At 37.6% G+C, this 21,379-nt stretch carries 16 protein-coding genes; 13 read left to right on the top strand and 3 right to left on the bottom strand.

Going from position 1 to position 21,379, the window contains the following annotated elements:
* Positions 1-172: 172 nt before the first annotated feature.
* The 4 genes from AABK36_RS00580 to AABK36_RS00565 all read left to right on the top strand — a co-directional run bounded on the left by AABK36_RS00580 (position 173) and on the right by AABK36_RS00565 (position 6,433).
* The gene (locus AABK36_RS00580; RefSeq protein WP_309937069.1) at positions 173-3,163 is read left to right on the top strand and encodes a DUF2339 domain-containing protein; all 2,991 of its coding nucleotides are present in this window, start codon (positions 173-175) and stop codon (positions 3,161-3,163) included.
* A gap of 177 nt (positions 3,164-3,340) precedes the next feature.
* Complete coding sequence (locus AABK36_RS00575; RefSeq protein WP_309937068.1) at positions 3,341-4,033, top strand: NUDIX hydrolase; 693 nt, start codon at positions 3,341-3,343, stop codon at positions 4,031-4,033.
* Positions 4,034-4,096: 63 nt separating this feature from the next.
* On the top strand, positions 4,097-4,930 hold the full coding sequence (gene prs / locus AABK36_RS00570) for a ribose-phosphate diphosphokinase (protein WP_309937067.1): 834 nt from the start codon (positions 4,097-4,099) through the stop codon (positions 4,928-4,930).
* Positions 4,931-4,954: 24 nt separating this feature from the next.
* Positions 4,955-6,433 (top strand): nicotinate phosphoribosyltransferase, encoded by a 1,479-nt coding sequence (locus AABK36_RS00565; RefSeq protein ID WP_309937066.1) that lies wholly within the window; start codon positions 4,955-4,957, stop codon positions 6,431-6,433.
* Between the two features lie 1,539 nt (positions 6,434-7,972).
* Here the strand turns inward: AABK36_RS00565 and AABK36_RS00560 are convergent.
* Positions 7,973-8,401, bottom strand: a complete 429-nt coding sequence (locus tag AABK36_RS00560; protein WP_309937065.1) for a DoxX family protein — start codon at positions 8,399-8,401, stop codon at positions 7,973-7,975.
* Positions 8,402-8,586: 185 nt separating this feature from the next.
* On the opposite strand from AABK36_RS00560, the gene AABK36_RS00555 reads away from it, so the two are divergent.
* Positions 8,587-9,906, top strand: a complete 1,320-nt coding sequence (locus tag AABK36_RS00555; RefSeq protein WP_309937064.1) for an ATP-dependent DNA helicase — start codon at positions 8,587-8,589, stop codon at positions 9,904-9,906.
* 9 nt (positions 9,907-9,915) lie between these two features.
* On the opposite strand, the gene AABK36_RS00550 is transcribed toward AABK36_RS00555, so the two are convergent.
* Positions 9,916-10,851, bottom strand: a complete 936-nt coding sequence (locus tag AABK36_RS00550) for a 1-aminocyclopropane-1-carboxylate deaminase/D-cysteine desulfhydrase (RefSeq protein WP_338390305.1) — start codon at positions 10,849-10,851, stop codon at positions 9,916-9,918.
* Between the two features lie 175 nt (positions 10,852-11,026).
* Between AABK36_RS00550 and AABK36_RS00545 the strand changes: the two genes are divergently transcribed.
* The 5 genes from AABK36_RS00545 (at position 11,027) to AABK36_RS00525 (ending at position 14,575) form a co-directional block, all read left to right on the top strand.
* The gene (locus AABK36_RS00545; protein ID WP_309937928.1) at positions 11,027-12,058 is read left to right on the top strand and encodes an RluA family pseudouridine synthase; all 1,032 of its coding nucleotides are present in this window, start codon (positions 11,027-11,029) and stop codon (positions 12,056-12,058) included.
* 249 nt (positions 12,059-12,307) lie between these two features.
* Positions 12,308-12,829, top strand: coding sequence for a flavodoxin (locus tag AABK36_RS00540; RefSeq protein ID WP_309937062.1), 522 nt, complete (start codon positions 12,308-12,310; stop codon positions 12,827-12,829).
* 8 nt (positions 12,830-12,837) lie between these two features.
* Positions 12,838-13,155, top strand: a complete 318-nt coding sequence (locus AABK36_RS00535) for a hypothetical protein (RefSeq protein ID WP_309937061.1) — start codon at positions 12,838-12,840, stop codon at positions 13,153-13,155.
* 100 nt (positions 13,156-13,255) lie between these two features.
* Positions 13,256-13,783, top strand: a complete 528-nt coding sequence (locus AABK36_RS00530; RefSeq protein WP_309937060.1) for a hypothetical protein — start codon at positions 13,256-13,258, stop codon at positions 13,781-13,783.
* A gap of 60 nt (positions 13,784-13,843) precedes the next feature.
* Entirely contained in the window at positions 13,844-14,575 is a 732-nt protein-coding gene (locus AABK36_RS00525; RefSeq protein ID WP_309937059.1) for an SDR family NAD(P)-dependent oxidoreductase, read from the top strand.
* Between the two features lie 1,550 nt (positions 14,576-16,125).
* Here the strand turns inward: AABK36_RS00525 and mutS are convergent.
* The gene (gene mutS / locus AABK36_RS00520; protein WP_309937058.1) at positions 16,126-18,750 is read right to left on the bottom strand and encodes a DNA mismatch repair protein MutS; all 2,625 of its coding nucleotides are present in this window, start codon (positions 18,748-18,750) and stop codon (positions 16,126-16,128) included.
* A 197-nt stretch (positions 18,751-18,947) separates the two neighbouring features.
* Between mutS and AABK36_RS00515 the strand changes: the two genes are divergently transcribed.
* The 3 genes from AABK36_RS00515 to AABK36_RS00505 all read left to right on the top strand — a co-directional run bounded on the left by AABK36_RS00515 (position 18,948) and on the right by AABK36_RS00505 (position 21,357).
* Positions 18,948-19,481: a TrmH family RNA methyltransferase gene (locus AABK36_RS00515; RefSeq protein ID WP_309937057.1), complete on the top strand. Its 534-nt coding sequence runs from the start codon at positions 18,948-18,950 to the stop codon at positions 19,479-19,481.
* Positions 19,482-19,658: 177 nt separating this feature from the next.
* The gene (locus AABK36_RS00510) at positions 19,659-20,774 is read left to right on the top strand and encodes a DUF4856 domain-containing protein (RefSeq protein ID WP_309937055.1); all 1,116 of its coding nucleotides are present in this window, start codon (positions 19,659-19,661) and stop codon (positions 20,772-20,774) included.
* A 109-nt stretch (positions 20,775-20,883) separates the two neighbouring features.
* A complete protein-coding gene (locus tag AABK36_RS00505; RefSeq protein WP_309937054.1) occupies positions 20,884-21,357 on the top strand; it encodes a GreA/GreB family elongation factor in 474 nt (157 codons plus the stop codon).
* Positions 21,358-21,379 lie beyond the last annotated feature (22 nt).

Below are 21,379 nucleotides of genomic sequence, written 5' to 3'. Positions count from 1 at the left end.
AATCGCAATATTATTAAAACCGCCATTTCAAATCGAAATGGCTTTTTTTTAGCCTAACAACACAAAGTATCCTAAAAAAAATTTAAAATAATCTTATTCGTAGATATTACGTTCATCCTATGAATAAATATTATCAAAGATTTTTGATATTTTTTTAACCTAAATTAAAATTATGGACAAATGCGAAAAGTGCAATAACAAAATAAGTGAAAATGAATACCCCATTTGCAATCAATGCCTGAATAAAGAACTATCGCTTATCAAATCTGAATTAGGTGATATCAAGAATAATTATCATAATCGAATATTATCTCTTGAAAGTAAGATATTCACGCTTGAATCCAAGCTAAACACTAAGCCCTTGGAGACTAAAAAGTCCTTTATCGTAGATGAAGTGACTACAAAAAAACAGGTGGAAAATCCATTGAAACCTGAAAAAACACCTGATAAGAAGGAAGTGATTGAATCATCAGTAAATCTTCCAAAACCCATTATTTCCACACCAAACGATGAAATAGGCAATGAGCTTTTGGAACCTAAGGAAAAAGAGCCTTCTGCTTTTGATATTTTCTTGACAGAATTTTTTCATCCAGTATATGAAATGAAGGATTATGTCACAGGATTTTACCAAGAATATAAACAGGAAAATAAATTACCTGTATTTTTTCTGACGGTCGCGGGTATAGTGGTCTTTTTATCTGGGGCTGGCTTTTTATTTCAATATTCACTCAGCAATTTCTTTGGAGAATATGCCAGCTATATCAAATCAGGCCTTTCTTTGATTTTTTCTTCTTCATTGATCATAGGAGGGGTCAAGCTCTATCATAAAGATCAAAAATATCGGGATTTCGCATCTTCAATAATGGGTCTGGCAATTGTGCTTAACTACCTATTAGTTTACTATATGTCTTCTGGCGGAGAAGGCTCTGCAATACTTTCTTCAACAGTTGCATTTATTATGATGGTGGTAAATACAATTTTATCATTTGGATTAGCCATACGTTATGAAACTAAGATAATTTCGTTTATCAGTCTTGCCGGAGGACTTGGCATGCCTTTAATATTGCCTTCCGACGGAAGTTCGATTTTCTTTTTAGCATATCTGATATTACTGTCCATTGCATCTATAATAACCGCGCATAAAATCCAATGGAAAAACTTAATCTATATTACTTTCATACTTGGCGGGATTGTCTTTGAAACGGCAAATATTTATGGAGATTACACACAAAGAGTGTTGACATTATTGATGATCGAAGCTTACGCTTATTTATTCTTCTATATAGTGTTTTGGGACAAAGGAAAATTCAAAGAAACTCTTGAGAAGAACGATTTGACTCTTTTTGCGTCTAATGGAGTCATGTTGGCAGGAAATATTTTTATGCTATTCCAAACAAGCGAATTAGCTATTGGAAGCATTTATTTGTTAAATGCAATACCATTCATAGCATTATTAGTGTTGAAGTGGCGAAACCTGTCAAAATCATTTAAATTTTACCTGATATTAATAGCCTCTGCTTGTATTACCTTGTCTGTTCCTTTTCTGATTCATCCAAATCTGATTGGATTGGTATGGATGATTGAGGGAATAGTTTTATTGATATCTGGCTATTTATTCGAACTATCAAAGATCAGAAGAGAAGCTTTAATTATTTTATTAATCGGAGGAGCCACAATTTTAACGAAATTATTCTCCACTATACTGTTCGGCAACTTTATGTTACAATTAGGGCATTCTCTTACACTAGGGTTTTCAATATCAGCAGTAGCTTTTTTAATCTATAAAAATAGGAAGCGTTCAACTGAATTTGAATTATCTCTCATGAAGATATTAGTGGTCTACACAAATATATGTTTTACATTAATCTATCTTTTTGTAATCCATCATTTTTTTGGAAAATGGATGTACCCTTTAGCTCAATTGCCTGTTTTGATTCTAATATTCTTAGGTGTCAGGTATAAAATAAATGCGATTGAGGTAATTGGTTTGATATCTAATATACTTGTTGTTGGAGGTTTGTCACTATCATTCTCACAAGTAGGCAGCTATTACATGGGGGATCAAACTGGGTATGGTAAATTGTCAGCGGCATTTATCATGCTCAATTTATGGGGGATGAAATGGTATTACCAGAAACTAGGAAAAGATGTCGATGGGAATGCTTTCCTAGACTTCTGTAGAGATTTATTCTTTTATATAATTCCTCTGGCTATAGGCAAGACGATGTACAGGCATCTTGATTTTGAGTGGATGGGAATAATAATGTTGACTTCAGGAGCAGTAGCTTACGTTATTAATAAGTTCTACACCAAAAAGCTGCTTAAGATGCAATTTTATGTGTTTTTCATTGCTTCAGTGGTATTTAGTGGTCTTAATCATTATAGCATTATAGCTAATTTGGTCATCTTAAGCGTTATCTATGCAATAGAAAATTATGAAAATAAATGGCAAGGAAAGGTCAATCTAAATTACCTGAATAAGATTGTAATCATTGGATGGGGTGTTAATCTAATGGGAATACTGATTGTAATGATTAATTTATCTCCTGAAGTGTCTTTTGCAATTGGAGCCGCATATTTTTCAGCGATGATATTATTAGAGAATAAAGTCAGAGGAATTTCTGATTCAAAATACTTGCTTTATGCTTGTGGTATGATTTCTATTTTATCCTCAATCATAGTTATGAATAAAGATAACTTCGTCATTAATATAGTGCTTTCGATCATAGTGATTACTATATATTATTACATAAGATATATTCAAAATAGATTAAGGTACAAATTTGATGATTTAGTCATTCACTTTTTCAGTTTTGTATTATATACTTTAATTGTTGAACAAGTTATAGGAAGTGAATTTATGTTTACTCCTTGGCTTACTGTTTTATTATTTGTTCATAGCATTATAGTTCTTTTCTTGGTTGATACTGAGATCAAAGTAAATAAGGCAATGATGATTGTTTTGTTTTTACTGTCATTTTCCAAACTAATTGCTTTTGACCTTAAAAATGCCAGAATGATCACCAAGATTATTGCATTTATGGCATCAGGAGGACTCATGCTATTGGGAGCTATGGCTTACTTAAAATGGAACAAGGCTAAAGAAAAAAATCGAATTGAAGAGAATATAGAAGAAAACATTGTGGATGAAGTAGAAAATTAACAACAAAGCTGAATGTGTAATGCATTCAGCTTTTATCTAAATATTTTTATTGAAAATATAAGCGCTTGATCGATGACAATGAGTTTATTCTTTACCCTTATTCGGTTCAATATTGAATGAACTTCATACATTTCAAATATTTGCCTTTATTTGCATTCTATATTCAAAGGTTATCGCATGGAGCAAAATCAGAACATCAGAATAGCTGTTGATGCTGTTGTATTTGGTTATAAAGAGAAACAGATTTATATATTGCTGATCAAGCAAAAGTTTGGTCCTTTTCAAGGCAAGTGGGCGCTTCCCGGAGGTTTTGTAAAGGATGGAGAAGGCTTGCAGGATGCTGTTCTCAGAGAATTGAAAGAGGAAACAGGAGTGAGGACAAACTATCTCGAACAGCTTTATACTTTTGGTGATCAAGTGAACCGAGACCCAAGAGGACAAGTAATTTCCGTTGCACACCTAGGTCTTGTCAATCCCTCTAAGTTTACGTTGGAAGCTGATACAGACGCAGAAACAGCTCAGTGGTTTTTGCTCGACGACATTCCTGAATTAGCGTATGACCACCTTGATATTTTGAACACAGGCATCAGAAGGCTTCAATCCAAGCTTCACTATCAACCTGTTGGTTTTGACCTATTAGATAAAGAATTTCCTTTTTCGGATTTAGAAGCATTGTATCAATCTATTCTTCAGAAAAAAATCGACAGAAGGAACTTCAGAAAGAAAATTCTAAGTTTTGGAATACTGCATGAAACAGACAAAATTCACCAAACGGGAAGTGGCAGACCAGGAAAGCTATTTACTTTTAATGAAACGAAATACAAAGAACTTGTAGAACAAGGAATTCACTTCGAAATTAAGTTTGCGTAAAAAAGACGCAAATAAATTTGCAATTAAATTATTGTGATTTATATTTGTGTAAAACATACGCAAATGATACTAAATCTCGATTCAAAATTCAACCCAACTACTAACCAACAAACAATTGATTTCGAATCTTTTGTATTTGCCGGAGGTGAACCACATATCAAAATCAAATCGGATTTGACTGATTTGAAATCTGTAATTATTTCCACACGAATAAGATCATTTAATGACATAGGAATGTTGTTAGTCGCTGTTGATGCGCTAAGAAGAGCGAAAGTCAATAACTTGGAGCTTATTCTTCCATATTTTCCGGGAGCGAGACAAGACAGAGTAGCTTCATCAGGGGAAGCGCTTACCGCTAAGGTTTATGCTGATCTTATAAATGCTCAAAATTTTGATACTGTTACGATATTTGATGCTCATTCGGATGTGAGTCCGGCATTGATCAATAACTGTGTTAATCTTGATAATAGTGATTTTATCAGAACAGTGATTGAAGATATTGATGAAGAATTAACATTAATAGCACCAGACAGCGGAGCATCAAAGAAGATTCATCATTTGGCGGAAAAACTAGCCATAACTGACGTAATCGAATGCTCTAAATCAAGAAATCCTGATACAAGAGAGCTTTCCGAGTTTAAAGTTTATGCGGATGATTTAGCAGGGAAACCTTGCTTGGTAGTTGACGATATTTGCGACGGAGGAAGAACATTTATCGGCATAGCAAAAGCGCTTAAGAAGAAAAATGCCGGTAAAATATATCTAGCTGTCAGTCATGGCATTTTTAGCTGGGGATTTGATGAACTGAATAAATATTTTGAAAAAATATTCTGCACGGATTCATTCCAAACCTTGGAAGAAACAAATTGCCTAAAGCAAATTCCACTTACTTTTTAAATTGAAACCCAAAAAACTACACTAATGAACCCTTTATTATTTACAGACGGATACAAAGTAGATCACAGGAGACAATACCCTGAAAATACCTCATTGGTTTATTCTAATTGGACACCAAGAAAAAGCCGTATGGAAGGCATAGATGAAGTGGTATTTTTTGGACTTCAGTATTTTATCAAAAGATATATACTTGACGAATTTCAAGCTAATTTTTTCAATAAGTCTGAAGACGAAGTTTGCAACAAGTATCAGAGGAGAATAAATGCTTATTTAGGAGAAAGTTCGGTTGGGATAGAACATATCAGAGCACTTCACAGACTTGGATATATACCTATAGTAATCAAAGCGCTACCTGAAGGTGTCAGTGTTCCTATGAGAGTCCCAATGTTTACAATGTACAATACTCAGCCTGAATTCTTTTGGCTGACAAATTATTTCGAGACATTGATATCAACGACTGTTTGGTTACCTTGTACTTCAGCAACTATCGCCAAGCAGTTTAGAGGTTTATTGGATTCATATGCAGTAGAAACGTCATCTGTCCCTGAGTTTACAGACTGGCAAGGACATGATTTTTCGATGAGAGGAATGGCAGGACTTGAAGCAGCTCAAATCAGCGCGGCAGGACACTTGCTTTCATTTAAAGGCACCGACACCATACCAGCTATTGACTTCTTGGAGCAATATTATAATGCTGATAGTGAGAAGGAAATTATCGGAGGCTCTGTATCCGCTACAGAACACTCTGTGATGTGCATGGGAACTGATACAGGAGAGAAAGATACTTTTGTGAGATTGATAAAAGAAATTTATCCGAAAGGAATCGTATCCATAGTCTCCGATACTTGGGATTTATGGAAAGTATTGAATGAATATTTACCAGAGCTTAAAGAAGAAATTCTTTCGAGAGAAGGTAAAGTGGTCATCAGGCCTGACAGTGGAGACCCTGCGGATATAATATGCGGAAACCCTTCAGCCGAAAATTCAACAGCGCAAAAAGGAGTGATTGAATCGCTTTGGGATACTTTCGGTGGAACTATAAATGGAAAAGGTTACAAAGAACTCGATCCACATATTGGGGCAATCTACGGAGACAGCATTACTTTGGAAAGAGCTGAAGATATATGTGAGAGGTTGAAAGCTAAAGGTTTTGCTTCTACCAACGTGGTATTTGGTATTGGCTCATTTACTTATCAGTACAATACTAGAGATACATTCGGTTTTGCGATGAAAGCCACTTATGGAGAAATAAATGGTGAAGGAAGAGAGATTTTCAAAAATCCCATAACGGATGATGGAACCAAAAAATCAGCGAAGGGATTATTGAAAGTTGTTAAAGAGAATGGGGCATATAAGCTTGTAGATCAAGTGAATTGGGACGATGAAAGCACAGGGGAACTTAAGGAAGTCTTTCGAAATGGCAAATTATTAATAAATACTAGTCTTAAAGAAATAAAAAAACGAATATTCGAGAAAAAACAGCAAAAACATAAACCTCTGTAAATCAGACTCGTAACAATAACCAAAGGCTAATTAATCAAACGGATTTCTGAAACCTTTGAAAAAAACGCTGATCACCAAATGACCCGGACAGGTCGCCTACAAGGAATCACGACCACCTGCGGATTCAACACGAAGAACAGATGTAAGAGACCAGCGTTTTACATACGAATTGATTATTACATATATACGACTGAGGAGCGACGTACATCGCTCCTTTTTTATGTCCTCATTAATTATTGTCCCAAGAGCTCTTTATCATCACAAGGCAATTTTATTGCGTTTATTAATTCCAACCCTAATTTTAGCAACAGACGTTGAGAAAAAAGATTCCGTTGAAGTGTTATCGCTTGTAATCTCTTTAAAAGCAAGCCAATACATAATTTAAATGCCCCAGAGTTTCTGACTAAGGGGGTATGTTGGATCGAATATACTTCTTTGCATGCAAAGTGTACTTAACTCCACGATCGCCGGAGTATCCGGCAAGATTAAGCATATTCATCAGTTCAAAAATCAATTATGTAGTTTGCACCGACACAGGCCTTAAACTAAACCTAACTATTCCAGTTTCTTCTTATATTATTTTACCAACTATAATCTGAGTTAATTTGAAGAAAAATAATTTATTAAGTATTGAAATAATCAAAGAATTAGATTCAAATGAATAACTGATTTTTAGAATACCAACTGCAACAACTTCGGATTTTTCTACTACCGATTTCGAGCCACAAACAGCGTTTGATTCAGAATTTCATTGCATCAATATATAGTCGAAAACGACAATTTTTGCCTTTTTTATACTTTGTGTTTTCCACACATTTGTGGGCAACTTTTTTCTTTTACATGATGAGAAATTTTAAATACGATGAGTAAATACGCTTTATCAACATTTCATGCAGTATTTATCAACAGCAAAACTTGATGCGCACTTAATTCTTGAATTTCATTATGGAAATCTAGCCAATTTTCAATACTTATCCATGGCTTTATGCACATCGTGTCGATAAGTCTTTTATACTTTCCAAAAATCAAAAGCCAATGCATTCAACAATGTGGAAAAAATATCTGTCTCTCAAAAAAATATTTCTGAAAAACATAAACCACTTATAATCAATAACATAGACAATAATAAGATGTCAAACAGATATCGATTAATTAAACCGCTGATCACAACAAAACCCGGACAGGTCGCCTGCAAGGAACCACGACCACCTGCGGATTCAACACGACGAACAGATGTAAGAGACCAGCGATTTACATGCGAACAAGTTCATATTACTATATTAAGAAGGAGCGAATTTATCGCTCCTTTTTTTATACGCTAAAAATCATCATTGACTTGAAACCCATGCCTGCTTAAAGCGTAATTATAATTAAGAGCAAAATATCAAAAGCATATTGAGTTCTTATTAAAAAACGCTGATCGCAACAAGACCCGGACAGGTCGCCGATAAGGAACCACGACCACCTGCGGATTCAACACGATGAACAGATGCAAAGGACTAGCGTTTTACATGTGATTTACTAATTTTTCTATACGGACTAAGGGACAACGTTATTTGTCCCTTTTTTTATGCCTATTATTGCCATGCTCTTAATTCCTTGAGGATACATAATCGTAAGAAGCGCGATAATCAACAAAAAATTGAACTCAATTCCATTCCGGCCCGCGCCAACCACAAACCAACCTTCTTTAAGATGGACCAAAATAATTCCAGAGATAAGAATCAAAATAGTAAAGATTGATGCAGGCTTGACATATCTTTCAAAAGCCAAGCAAAGAGCGGCAATAATATGCGACAACTTAATTGTCCAAGCCAAAGGCACTCCAAATGGTGAAAAACCTATTTCATTTAAATAATAAGTCCCAAAATCGTTTATGCCGTTGTTGAAAATTCCTGAAATGCTGTGGGCCAATAATATGATTGCCACAGCTAATCGAAGTAAAAAAGTGCTATTGAATGCTTTCATTATTTTTAATAGCTAAGCCTATAGCTTAAAAACATTTGTTTATGAAAAATTTAAACAAGGCTAAATGGAGCAAAATGCAGGCCAATGATATAAAAACTTCAATCACTAATTCACTTTTCTTATAGCCATCATATCTATATTTATTATTTTCATTTCTAGAAATCTCTCACATATCAATCATCATTATGTCAACAAAAAATATTGACTTTTCTAAAGAAGCATGTGAAGCTATCAACTTGATTAAGAATACCCGCGAGAATATATTCATTACAGGAAAAGCTGGCACGGGAAAGTCGACTTTACTTAGCCACATTCGAACTATTAATAACCAAAACATCATAGTGCTTGCCCCTACTGGCATAGCGGCGATTAATGTAAATGGGGATACTATTCATTCATTTTTCAAACTCAAACCCGGCTATGAATTGGATGAAGCAAAAAACATGAGAATAGTTCCTCAAAATTTGCACAAATTTCAACATATTGATACGATAATTATTGATGAAATATCCATGGTCAGAGCTGATTTGCTTGACGCTATTGACACTTTTTTGCAAAGAGCTAGAAAAGAAGAAAAATATTTCGGCGGAATAAGAATGATCTTTATTGGGGATCTATATCAATTGCCGCCTGTCGTAGAACAAGATGATCTCAAATATTATTGCCAACATTATCAATCGCCCTATTTCTTCTCAGCCAAACTCTTTCAGGACAAAGATTTATTCACTCCTGGCTTTCAGCTTAAAACCATAGAGCTCAATAAAGTATACAGACAAAGTGATCAAACTTTCATTGATTTATTGAATAAAATTCGAAAAGGCTCAATAGATGAAAAAAGCCTGACAGCCATCAATAAACGATATCAATCCGCTATCAAGCCATCAAACGAAAAAAACTATATCAATCTCGTCTCTACAAATCAAAGCGCTCTCAGAATCAATCATGCTAAACTAGCATCAATTAAAAAAGACGAAATGATCTTCGATGCAGTGAGTCATGGCAATATTGGCTCTCTTCGTCCCAATGACTCAACTATAATTGTAAAAGAGGGCGCTCAAATCATGTTTATCAACAATGACTCAAGCAAAAGGTGGGTGAATGGCACTATTGGAACCGTTATAGAATTCATCACCACTTATGATGAAGAAGCTCGCTCAAATATACATGGACTCAAAGTCAAATTAGAGAATAACAAAGCAGTAAAAGTATTTCCTCATACATGGGAAATTTCAAAGTACATATTCAAAAACGGACGATTCGTAAGAGAGGCTATTGGACATTTCACCCAGATGCCTTTGAAACTCGCCTGGGCAGTCACCATACACAAAAGTCAAGGAAAAACTTTTGATAATGTCATCATTGATCTGGGAACAGGAAGTTTTGCGCATGGACAAACGTATGTTGCATTGAGCAGATGCACTAGCTTGGAAGGTATTTTGTTGAAACGACCTATTCTGCCATCTGATATCATTGTAGATAACATTATCAAATCTTACAATCCATAAACCGGCAAATTACTCGATCAACGCTCCATACCTTTCATTAAATCCATCAATGCCTTGCAAGCCGCCAGTATGCACTGCTACCACTACGCTTCCTTTTGGAAGCATGTCTTTTTTGATATTTTCATACAAGCCAAACATCATCTTGCCAGTATAAACAGGGTCCAAGGGTATCCCATGTTTAACTTTAAAAGCATTGATAAACTCGATCAACTCTACCTTGTATTTGGCATAGCCACCAAAATGAAACTCAGTGAATAATTCCAAATTGCCAGAAGATGGCAACTTCGCTTCTTTCAAAAGCCTATCAACCTCATTATAAATAAAGCTTCCTCCCTTGAGAGCCGGAAAGCCCCAAGCCTTTTGTCCCGTTTTAAGTCCAGCGCATATTCCAGCGACTGTTCCTCCTGTACCGCAAGCGGCGCAAATAATATCAAAATCAACATCAATTTCATCTACCAACTCTTTCACTCCAGGCAAGGCAAAAGCATTCGACCCACCTTCCGGCACCAAATAAAAATCACCAAACTCTTCACGCAATTTGCTTACAAACTCGTCAGTATGCTTATTTCTGTATTCTGACCTGCTTACGTGCTTCAATTCCATTCCAGCCGATTTGGCAAAATTCAGCGTAGGATTCAAAGGCAAGGTTTCCTCGCCTCTTATCACTCCAATAGTTTGCAAGCCAAACGCTTTTCCTGAGGCCGCCGCCGCATAAATATGATTGGAATACGCTCCACCGAATGTCAATATTTTGTCAAACCCGCTTTGTCTGGCTTCAATGACATTGTACTTCATCTTTCTCCACTTGTTGCCTGATATCTCAGGATGTATCATATCATCGCGCTTGATATAAAGCTCAATTTCTTTCTCTTCCAACAAGCTATCCTGAATCTTCTCCAAGGGCGAATTCAACTGTCTTGATAATATATCCACTCCACTTTGCATGCTATTTCTCATTTGGCTTTGGGCAAATGTCGCCTATCAATCAATGAAATAGAACCCTTTAAGCTAAAAATTGAAGGAATAATCGTAATTTTGAGGAATGCTTTGCGTTAAGACTTCAGCCATAGGCTTTTCGCGCAAAGCGAAGGAAATCAATACCGACAACAATCACCTGAAAATGAGCGAGAAAGAGGACATTATCGAGGAATCACAAGACGAACTTTACGAACATCACCGAATCATAGCGGATCCAAAGCAACAACTATTAAGATTAGACAAATTCTTGATGGACAGATTGCCCAATGTTACTCGAAACAAGGTGCAAGCCGCTATTAAAGATGGTTTTGTGAAGGTAAATGATGAAAATGTCAAGCCAAACTACAAAGTTAGGCCTAATGACGATATCGTTATCGCTTTGCCGGAACCCCCGAGAGAGACGGAAGTGATTCCCGAAGACATACCGCTCAACATAGTCTATGAAGACGACCATATTTTAGTTGTAAACAAGGAAGCCGGCATGGTAGTGCATCCTGCTTACAACAATTGGAATGGCACTTTGGTGAATGCCTTGGCTTACCACTTTCAAAACTTGCCAACCATGCCTGACAATGAAGGTCGCCCCGGACTTGTGCATAGGATTGACAAAGACACCAGCGGACTTTTGGTTATTGCCAAATCCGAGAAAGCAATGACTGGCCTTGCCAAGCAATTCTTCGATCACTCCATCGAAAGAACTTACTATGCTTTGGTATGGGGAGATGTGTCGGAAGACAAAGGAACGATTGATTGCCATTTGGGCAGAAGCTTCAAAGACAGAAGAGTAGTAGCGGCATTTCCTGAGGGTGACATTGGCAGGCATGCGATCACTCACTATAAAGTTATCGAAAGGCTGAGATATGTTTCCTTGATCAAATGCAACTTGGAAACTGGAAGAACGCACCAAATAAGAGCCCATATGAAACACTTGGGCCATCCATTATTCAATGACTCCACCTATGGCGGAGACAAAATTTTGAAGGGAACGACTTTCACCAAATACAAGCAGTTTATCGACAACTGTTTTAAAATCATGCCTAGACAAGCCTTGCATGCCAAGTCTCTAGGCTTCATCCATCCGATCACTAAAGAAAAAATGCAATTCGAATCTGAACTGCCTAAAGACTTCACAGACGTGATTGACAAGTGGAAACACTATGTCCAATTCAATTAGAAATAATAATCCATTATAGCTATATCTCCAAGGCCTTTTCTTCATTGAAAAGGCCTTTTTTGTTCTGCGAAATATTTCATCCATCACTCCAGCTTGCTGGAATAATTCCCAAGACGCTAAGACTGATATATTACTGTCTCAAAAAAGGCCAATACTGCCAATAAAATTGTTTATTTGACTTTTTCCTTGGATGAAATAATTTTAAGGATTAAATTTATTTTTATTGAGTTTAAATAATAATTGAAGCTTATGAAAATCGGGCTTTTTTACGGATCAGACACAGGAAATACAGAGGAAGTAGTCAATTCGCTTATCGAATTGCTAGGAGCGGAAAATATCGACGAACATTATGTTAGCGACGCTTCAGCGGAAACTTTTGCTGAATACGAGCGTATCGTCATCGGCATTCCAACTTGGTACGACGGCGAATTGCAAAGCGATTGGGAAACCGCGTATGACAATTACTTCCAAGAAATTGACTTTACCGGCAAAACTGTAGCCATATTCGGCTTAGGCGATCAACATGGGTACGGAGATTGGTTTATTGATGGAGTGGGAATTCTTGCCGATGTGGTAATGGAAAATGGAGGACAATTAATCGGACTTTGGGATGCCGAAGGATACGAATACGCCGCTTCCAAAGCCGAAATCGAACTTGAAGGACACACTTATTTCAAAGGCTTGGCGATAGATGTCGACAACGAGCCTGAATTAACAGACGAAAGGCTTCAAATCTGGACGGAGCAAATCTTGGAAGAATTCGAATCTTAAGAAAAAATATGAGCTGCTTACATAAAGTCCTTGCTGACACGGACGGAGTATACATAGCCCAGTGCTTGACATGTTCCGAAATGATTTTCAAGTGCAAAACTTATTATTGCAAAATGGCTTACAATGAATACTCCAGTCTCAAGAAGCTTGTTTGCAGGTCAAATTTTGATGAATGCGCCAGTTTATTTGGCGGGCAAATGTTGCTCGCCATTCGCACTACTAAAAGCCAGCCCACACTAATGCTGGATAAAACAGAATTCGATACCTTGCAAAATTGCTTCATGCAAATCGAAATGCTTCAAACAGCCAAAGACATTTTAAGCTAAAAAAAGAAATTTCGCAAGTTATCTTTTTCTCAATAAAAGTTGGTCTGTAAATTGTCGGAAATTTAGGCATCAACTTATTTCAAAACTTAACTACTTTTTTATGGAACTCTCTATAAGTTCAAAAGATTTATTTCCGACAGACAAATACCCAACCATTGCCACAAACCTGAGCGACTGCCAGAAATTCCTTAACCAAATGGAAGCTTGGATCAATGATGAGATATATTTGGAAGCGGAACAACAAAGACGTGAAAAGCGCTACGCTCCGCCTTCTAACAATACGGAACAAGCAATAAAAAAACTCGAAGAGGAAATATCAAGCGCTGAAAGAAAACTGGAATCAGAACCAGACGCTAATGAAATCGCTTGGCTCAATCATCAAATCAAATCCGCTCAAGTAGAAATCGAAGGACTTAATTTGCTTGCCGAAAACAACAGACATAACCCTATGATGGCCATCAAATCCAATGCAACCGTCATCAAAGGCAAATTATTCGCTCAGCTATTAATTCACGGCACAAAGGACTACATAGAAAAATACGTGTTAAAAGGAGAACTAGGCGAAGGCCAAATCACTTTCTTGGGAAAAACCTATGAGGTGATAGGAGCTGAAACCCAGGCCGGATAATTTCTACACACACCAAGAACCAACTTGATATTTCCGATAGAATTAAAATAAAAAAACGAAATGAAAAAAGTATTGCTTACTGGTTGCAGTTCAGGCATAGGCTTGGGCCTTGCCAAAGAACTACTTGCTCAAGGACATGAAGTTTATGGACTTAGCCGTAGAACTCCAAAAGACTTAATTAACAATAAGAGTTTCCATTTTTGCTCCTTGGATTTGAACAATTTGGAATCCATCTCTCAAAACATATCCGTTTTTCTTCAAAACATTGAAAAATTGGACATTGTCGTTTTGAATGCTGGCATACTAGGGGATATTAAGGATATGAAAGACACCAGTATCAAAGAACTAAACGACATCATGCAGGTAAATGTATGGGCGAACAAAGTTCTTTTGGACAGTCTATTCGATACCGTTGGAACTATCGAGCAAGTAGTCGGCATATCATCCGGAGCAGCCGTGAACGGCAATAGAGGATGGTCCGGATATGCAATTTCCAAAGCGAGCTTCAACATGCTTATACAGCTTTACGCTGCAGAAAGGGCGCAAACCCATTTTTCATCTTTGGCTCCCGGACTTGTGGATACGGCGATGCAAGATTACTTATGCGGAGGCAATGTGGACAGCGAAAAATTCTCTAGCATTCAAAGACTCAAAGAAGCCCGCGGCACCGAATACATGCCTTCGCCTGAAGAATTGGCAAAGCGGTTGTTGGAGACTATTTCAGAAGTATCCGCACAAGCAAGCGGCTCATTTATTGATATTCGAAAATTCAATACTGAAGTCAAAAACTAAGCAATTCGTTCGAGTTTCTTGAATAAACCACTTGACCAAAAGCCAAATTCAAACATCTTTTGTTTTTTGGTCAAGATTAATGTTAAAACACGTTAAATCACATGCCAATACAAATCTCAACAGGCTAAAGCGTCAATTGTGATATTACGGAATCGTTTTCGGATTTTTAATCTTTATTTTTTATGAAAAATCCAAAAATTATCGCTCAAATGACAGGTAATTATAAGAAAATCAATATTACTAAATCAAGTTCAAAAGATGCGTAAAATATTTACTTTCTTAGTTGAGAATTGATTGAAATATTGCAAATCTAATACTATTTAACAGCTTTTTTTTAAAATTTTGCCATTTCATGACTTTTGTCATGTTTTTTATGCTAGAATTTTTTGAGATTTGATATAAGCGAATGGGCAAAATATGAGCTCCATGCTTAGACACAAGTCTTTTGATTCACTTTGTTTGAAGAATGGAGCGAGCTTAAGATCTTATACTTTTTATCTAGCACTTTTTTACTCGCTTATTTTTTCGGCTTTTTTTTGACAGGACGTCTTTTTTTGAACGCTATTTTTTTGACTGGCAATTTTTTAGAAAGAGAACAAGAACAAGTATTAGGACACTTTTAATTCTCAAGCCGTCGCCTCAGGGTGGCGGCTTTTTTTATTTGCATATCTAATAATACGAAACTCCATCAACAAATCAAATTTATAATTCAATTATTTATAAATTGATACTTAACTAACTGATAGGTGAATTATTTTATCAAAAATTTCCTTCACATTTAAACATCAATGCAAATGTATCGCTAAATGTTGTCAAAGATCATAACAATTATTTAATCTTGACAGCAATCTATTCCAAGATCTTTATTATATATAAATATAAATAGAAATCACTATTTGCAAACAATGAAACTACCTAATATTAATCCTATTAAATCAGCTCATAAAACTTATTAAAGACTATCAAAAGCGATAATATTAAATACGAATCAAATTAATCAAAGTTTACCATATTAGACAAATTCAAGTTTAACGCAAGCTGATCTGTTTTAAAAAATTCGCAATTTGAACACTTTTTTTGCGATGTTTTTTATAATCAATGCATTAAGTGACAATTGTCATAGTTGCTTTGAGGCATATTATTGATATTTGAATCATGACAAACAGGGATATAAGTTTCCTTGAAAGTCGATTCAAGAGCTATGCATCAATGCATTGAATTCCGGAAAATAATGTAAGCCTTGGTCGTTAAGTCATGAACTGTTTTTATGTACTTTTTTATCGCTTGACTTTTTTTGATGGATTTTTTGACCTTTACTTTTTAAGAGGAGCTATTTTTTAATTTACTTTTTAAGCTTGTACTTTTTAAAAAATGTATTAACTGTTGTGTACGGATTTTTAGATTTCAGGCTGTCGCGAATGCGACAGCCATTTTCTTTTTTGATTTATTACAAGTAAACCAAAAGTTAATTTAAAAACAAGGAATTAGTTGATAATTATCAGTGTATTAATTGAAAAGCATGGAAAAAGAAACACTTTTCCCTTTTAAAATCAAATCATGCTTTTTATTTCATTTAATTTCATCAAAGCCTCTATCGGCGTCATCGCATTGACATCCAATTTTTCCAATTCTTGCTTCACTTCTTTCATCGCTGGATCTTCGGCTTCAAAGAGACTTAGCTGATAGTTATTCTTAGGAACCTGTCTTACCTTTTCCTCAAAATGCTCCTTCGACCTATTCTCCTCAAGGTGCGTCAAAATCTCGCGAGCCCGATCGACGATATTGTCAGGCATTCCAGCCAATTGAGCCACATTGATACCAAAACTATGCGCTGTGCCTCCCGGACTTAGCTTCCGCATGAATATCACCTTGCCCATGCGTTCCTTGACTGAAACATTGAAATTCTTTATTCTTGGAAAATCGTTAGCCAGCTCATTCAACTCATGATAATGCGTGGCAAAAAGCGTTTTCGCCTTGAATTTAGGATGATTGTGAAGAAACTCGACTATCGACCAAGCGATAGACACGCCGTCATAAGTGCTTGTTCCTCGGCCGATCTCATCCATCAATACCAGACTTCTGTCACTGAGATTGTTCATGATGCTCGCGGTCTCGGTCATCTCCACCATGAAAGTGGACTCTCCTTTGGCCAAATTGTCGGAAGCTCCGACTCTGGTGAACACTTTATCGACAATGCCCAACTCAGCTTGTGATGCCGGCACAAAAGACCCCATCTGAGCCATCAAAACAATCAAAGCTGTCTGCCTCAGCAAAGCGGACTTACCTGACATGTTAGGACCTGTGATTATAGCTATTTGCTGATCATCCGGAGACAAGCTTATGTCATTAGGCACATATTCCTCTCCCATCCCCATTTGTCTTTCTATCACAGGATGGCGCCCATCCTTGATGTTCAATCCTTTGCTTTCAAGTATCGTAGGCTTGCAATATCCATAATCCAAAGCCACTTGCGCGAAAGAGCACAAACAATCCAACATCGCGACAGCCTTGGCATTTTGTTGTATCGGTTCGATATAATCCATTGCGGACGACACCAATTCCTGATAAATTCTTTGCTCAATGACCACGAGCTTTCCTTCCGCGCTGAGAATCTTCTCTTCATAAGTCTTGAGCTCTTCAGTGATATATCTTTCGGCGTTCACCAAAGTCTGCTTTCTTATCCATTCTTCAGGCACTTTGTCCTTGTGCGCGTTAGTGACTTCAAGATAATAGCCGAATACTTTATTATAGGCAATTTTCAAAGAAGGAATGCCTGTTCTCTCCATCTCCCTTTTTTGAATCTGAGCCAGATAATCCTTGCCGGAAAAAGCCATCGCCCTTAATTCGTCAAGCTCTCCATCGATGCCTTCGCGAATCAAATTCCCCAAATTTGAAACGATCGGGACATCGTCTTTCAACTCAGCATCAATCTTGTCAAAAAGAAATTGGCAATGGTTCAGCTGATCGGAAATTTTTCGCAACACATCGGCATCGCTTCCATGCAAGAGCTGCTTAATCGGTCCAATATTCCCCAAGGCTTTTTTCAGCTGAAGCATCTCGCGAGGATTTATTCTTCCGACAGCTACTTTGGAGATCAATCGCTCCACATCGCCGATATTCTTCAAATATTTGCAAATATTCTCATGCAGCTCGCCATCTTCCTCCAATGCTTCGACCGCATCAAGCCTTTCTTTGATTCTAGCGCTTTCCTTTAATGGCAACACCGCCCATTTGCGAAGCATTCTTGCGCCCATAGGGCTCAAAGTCTTGTCGATCACATCAACCAATGCCACTCCAGCGTCATGCTGAGGCGTAAGGATTTCCAAATTTTGCACCGTAAACTTGTCCAGCCAGACATACTTGTCCTTTTCCAAACGAGCGATGTGGGTGATATGGCCAATCTCTTTATGTTCCGTCTCTTTCAGGTAATGTATGATAGCTCCAGCAGCCACGACCCCTTCCGTGACATTATCCACGCCAAATCCCTTAAGGTTTTGCGTCTTGAAATGATGCGTAAGCTGTTCGAAAGCGAAATCAAAACTGTATGCCCAATCCTCCAAAGCATAAGGATTTGCTTCTTCGGAAAAATACTCCTCGAATTGCTTTCTTTGCGCTTTGCAATAAATAATCTCAGAAGGGCTGAATGATTTCATCAAATTGTCAACATACTGCGAGCTCCCATTGGCCACCATAAACTCGCCTGTGGACAAGTCCAACAAAGAAAGGCCTGTCATGCCTTTTTTCCCAAAATAAACGGAAGCCAAGAAGTTGTTGCTTTTTTGCTCAAGCACATTGTCGTTAATCGCTAGTCCCGGAGTCACCAGTTCCGTAACTCCCCTTTTCACAATGCCTTTCACAGACTTAGGGTCTTCCAGCTGATCGCAAATAGCCACTCGATACCCCGCTCTCACCAATCTAGGCAAGTAAGAGTCAAGGGAATGATGAGGAAAGCCGGCAAGTTCTGTCTCGGAAGATGATCCTGCGCCCCTTTTTGTCAAGACGATTTCCAATACCTTGCTGGCTTTGACAGCGTCTTCGCCAAAAGTTTCATAAAAATCGCCCACTCTGAAAAGAAGCAAAGCTCCTGGATATTTTTTCTTGATCTCATTGTACTGCCTCATCAGCGGAGTTTCCTTGCCCCCCGCGGCCTTCTTCGACTTGCTCGTTTTTGCCATAATTGAATCGTGTCTTAGCGCCTCTAAATTGCCTCCCGCGCTTTCATTTTAGCGCGGGCAAAACGCAAATTTAATGGTTATATTCTATGAATGAACACTTTGCCTATCTAAATGTAAAGATTTAAAGAAAGCGGGTCGTTTATTTATAAATTTTTGAGAGAATAGGCTAAATTGCGAATTGAATTAACAGCAAAGCCATGAGAAAACTTAAAAACGAGGAACTTGACAGAATTTCTGTGGAAGAATTCAAAACCAAAGAAAAGAAACCAGTTGTTATCGTATTGGACAATGTCAGAAGCCTTAACAATGTGGGTTCCGCTTTCAGAACCGGGGATGCGTTTTTGGTCGAAAAAATACTTCTATGCGGCATCACAGGAACGCCCCCTCATAGAGATATTCACAAAACGGCTCTTGGCGCCCAAGATTCTGTAGCTTGGGAATATCATGACAGCACATCCGATGCCTTGAAAAGCTTGAGAAGCGAAGGCTTCAAGATCCTTTCTGTGGAACAAGCGGACCAAAGCGTATCTCTTGATGATTTCACTCCTTCCAAAGGCGAAAAATACGCGCTTGTTTTCGGCAACGAAGTTTTCGGTGTTGAGGAAGAAGTCGTAGCCTCATCCGATCAAGTCATTGAAATTCCCCAATACGGCACCAAGCATTCATTGAACATCTCTGTATCCATGGGCATCGTCCTTTGGGATGTCATTGGAAAAATCAAAAATTTGTAATTGAAGTATTTTTTTTTAAATTATACTCAGCATTTTTCTTGTCATGGGCAAATAATGCCTAACACCATAGCCTATGCCATTGCAAAAATTATTACCTTAAATTATAGAAATTAGATACCAAAATTTGAGATTTGGATCCAACAAATTATAATTGAGTATCAATAAAACAATATAGACATGAGGCGTAACTTTGCTTTTTTGGCCATTGCCGCTATGAGCGTCCTTTCATCTTGCAAGTACGACAACGAATATCCTCCATCTGGAGAAAACTACGACAACACAACCTATAACTACGACACCGATCTTTCTTCATTTGAAAGTGTCAACGCTCAAGCTTTGAGGCTGATCGAGGAAATGGAAAAAGGACATGATGGCGCTGAGCTATCCGAAAGCGTATTGCTTGGAATTTACAAGGAAAAGCTTGCTGTAGGAGCCAGTCTTATGGAACTAACCAGCCCTGCTTCGCAAGACACTGTGGAATTCATGATCAAGCGATTTGCAAGCATTTCTTCCTTGCAGCAACAAGGAGAAAACGGGAAGCCCGGCTTGACTAGCTTGCCTTCGGGAAGCAGCCTTTTGCTTGACGGCAATGGCATGAACTACGCCAAGCTTGTGGAAAAAGAGCTCATGGGAGCTGTGATCTACTTCAACGAATTTTCGGAAAAAGGATATCTTTCCAGTATTCGCGAAGAGGTGAACAACAATAAATTAAATGACAGCACCATCGCAAGAAACGAAATGTCTTGGGATGCCGCGTTCGGTTTTACAGGCACTCGAAAAAGCGAAGAATCATCGACATATTATATCGATCCTTCATATTTTTGGGGCAACGAATGGGCTAAAATGAACCAAGTGGATGGCAGCAATACTTTGGAAAATATTTACGGCCACTTTGTCAGAGGCAGAAGATCGATCTCTTACATCAACAGAGACACATTGATGATGGATATCCAAGGCATCTCCAACAACTGGGAACTGTCTATAGCGAGAAAAGTCGAAGAAAACCTGTCTTCCGCGCTTGATCATTCGAATCAATCAGGATTGAGAGCTCACGACTTGTCAGCGGCACTAGGAAGCATCCGTATGCTCCCTCATAATATCGAATCAAAAATGGATTCTGTGGACTCTCGCTCAATTAGCGGAAAACTTGGAGAGAACTTTTACGAAACAACTGATTGGCAGATACAAGAAATTAGAAAAGACATAGTTTTCAAGTATCCTGAACTGGAACCTTACTTGCTAAAACCTATCTTGGAAAATGTAGAAGAAGATCAAGAAGCTTCATCCAGGTAATCAAACACTTTCCTATTATCAAGACTTTACAATCATGAAGAGCGATATGCCAACCAATAATCAATGGATGGCGTATCGGTCCCGTTCATCTATTTGAATACATACCAAAATGTCGAATTACAGCAATCTTATCACTAAAGAAGGTTGGGATGCCCTCAATGCCGAAATGGAAGCCTTATGGAGCGAACGCAAACAAGTCGCAGAAGCGGTAGGCGAAGCCGCTGCCATGGGAGATCGATCGGAAAATGCGGAGTACATTTATGGACGAAAAAAGCTTAGAGAGCTTGACGGAAGAATAGGCTACATACACCGCCGCTTTAAAGTTCTTAAAGTCGCCGCTTTTGAAAACATAGACCAAAGCAAGGTCTTTTTCAGCGCTTATGTGAAATTCAAGGACCAAACAGGAAGACCTATGGAATTCCAGCTAGTGGGAACTGACGAAGCCGACATTAAAAAGAAAAAACTAAGCGTCGAATCGCCGATAGGCAAAGCGCTTATGGACAAAAAAATCGGCGACACTGTTGAAGTGGACGCTCCTGTAGGCAAAAAGATTTTCACTATTTTGGCTATTACTTACAAATAGCTTAATAGCCAACATCAACAAT

The organism is Aureibacter tunicatorum (assembly GCF_036492635.1).
GTDB classification, from domain to species: Bacteria; Bacteroidota; Bacteroidia; order Cytophagales; family Cyclobacteriaceae; genus Aureibacter; species Aureibacter tunicatorum.
This window is presented reverse-complemented; position numbering and strand designations above follow the sequence as displayed.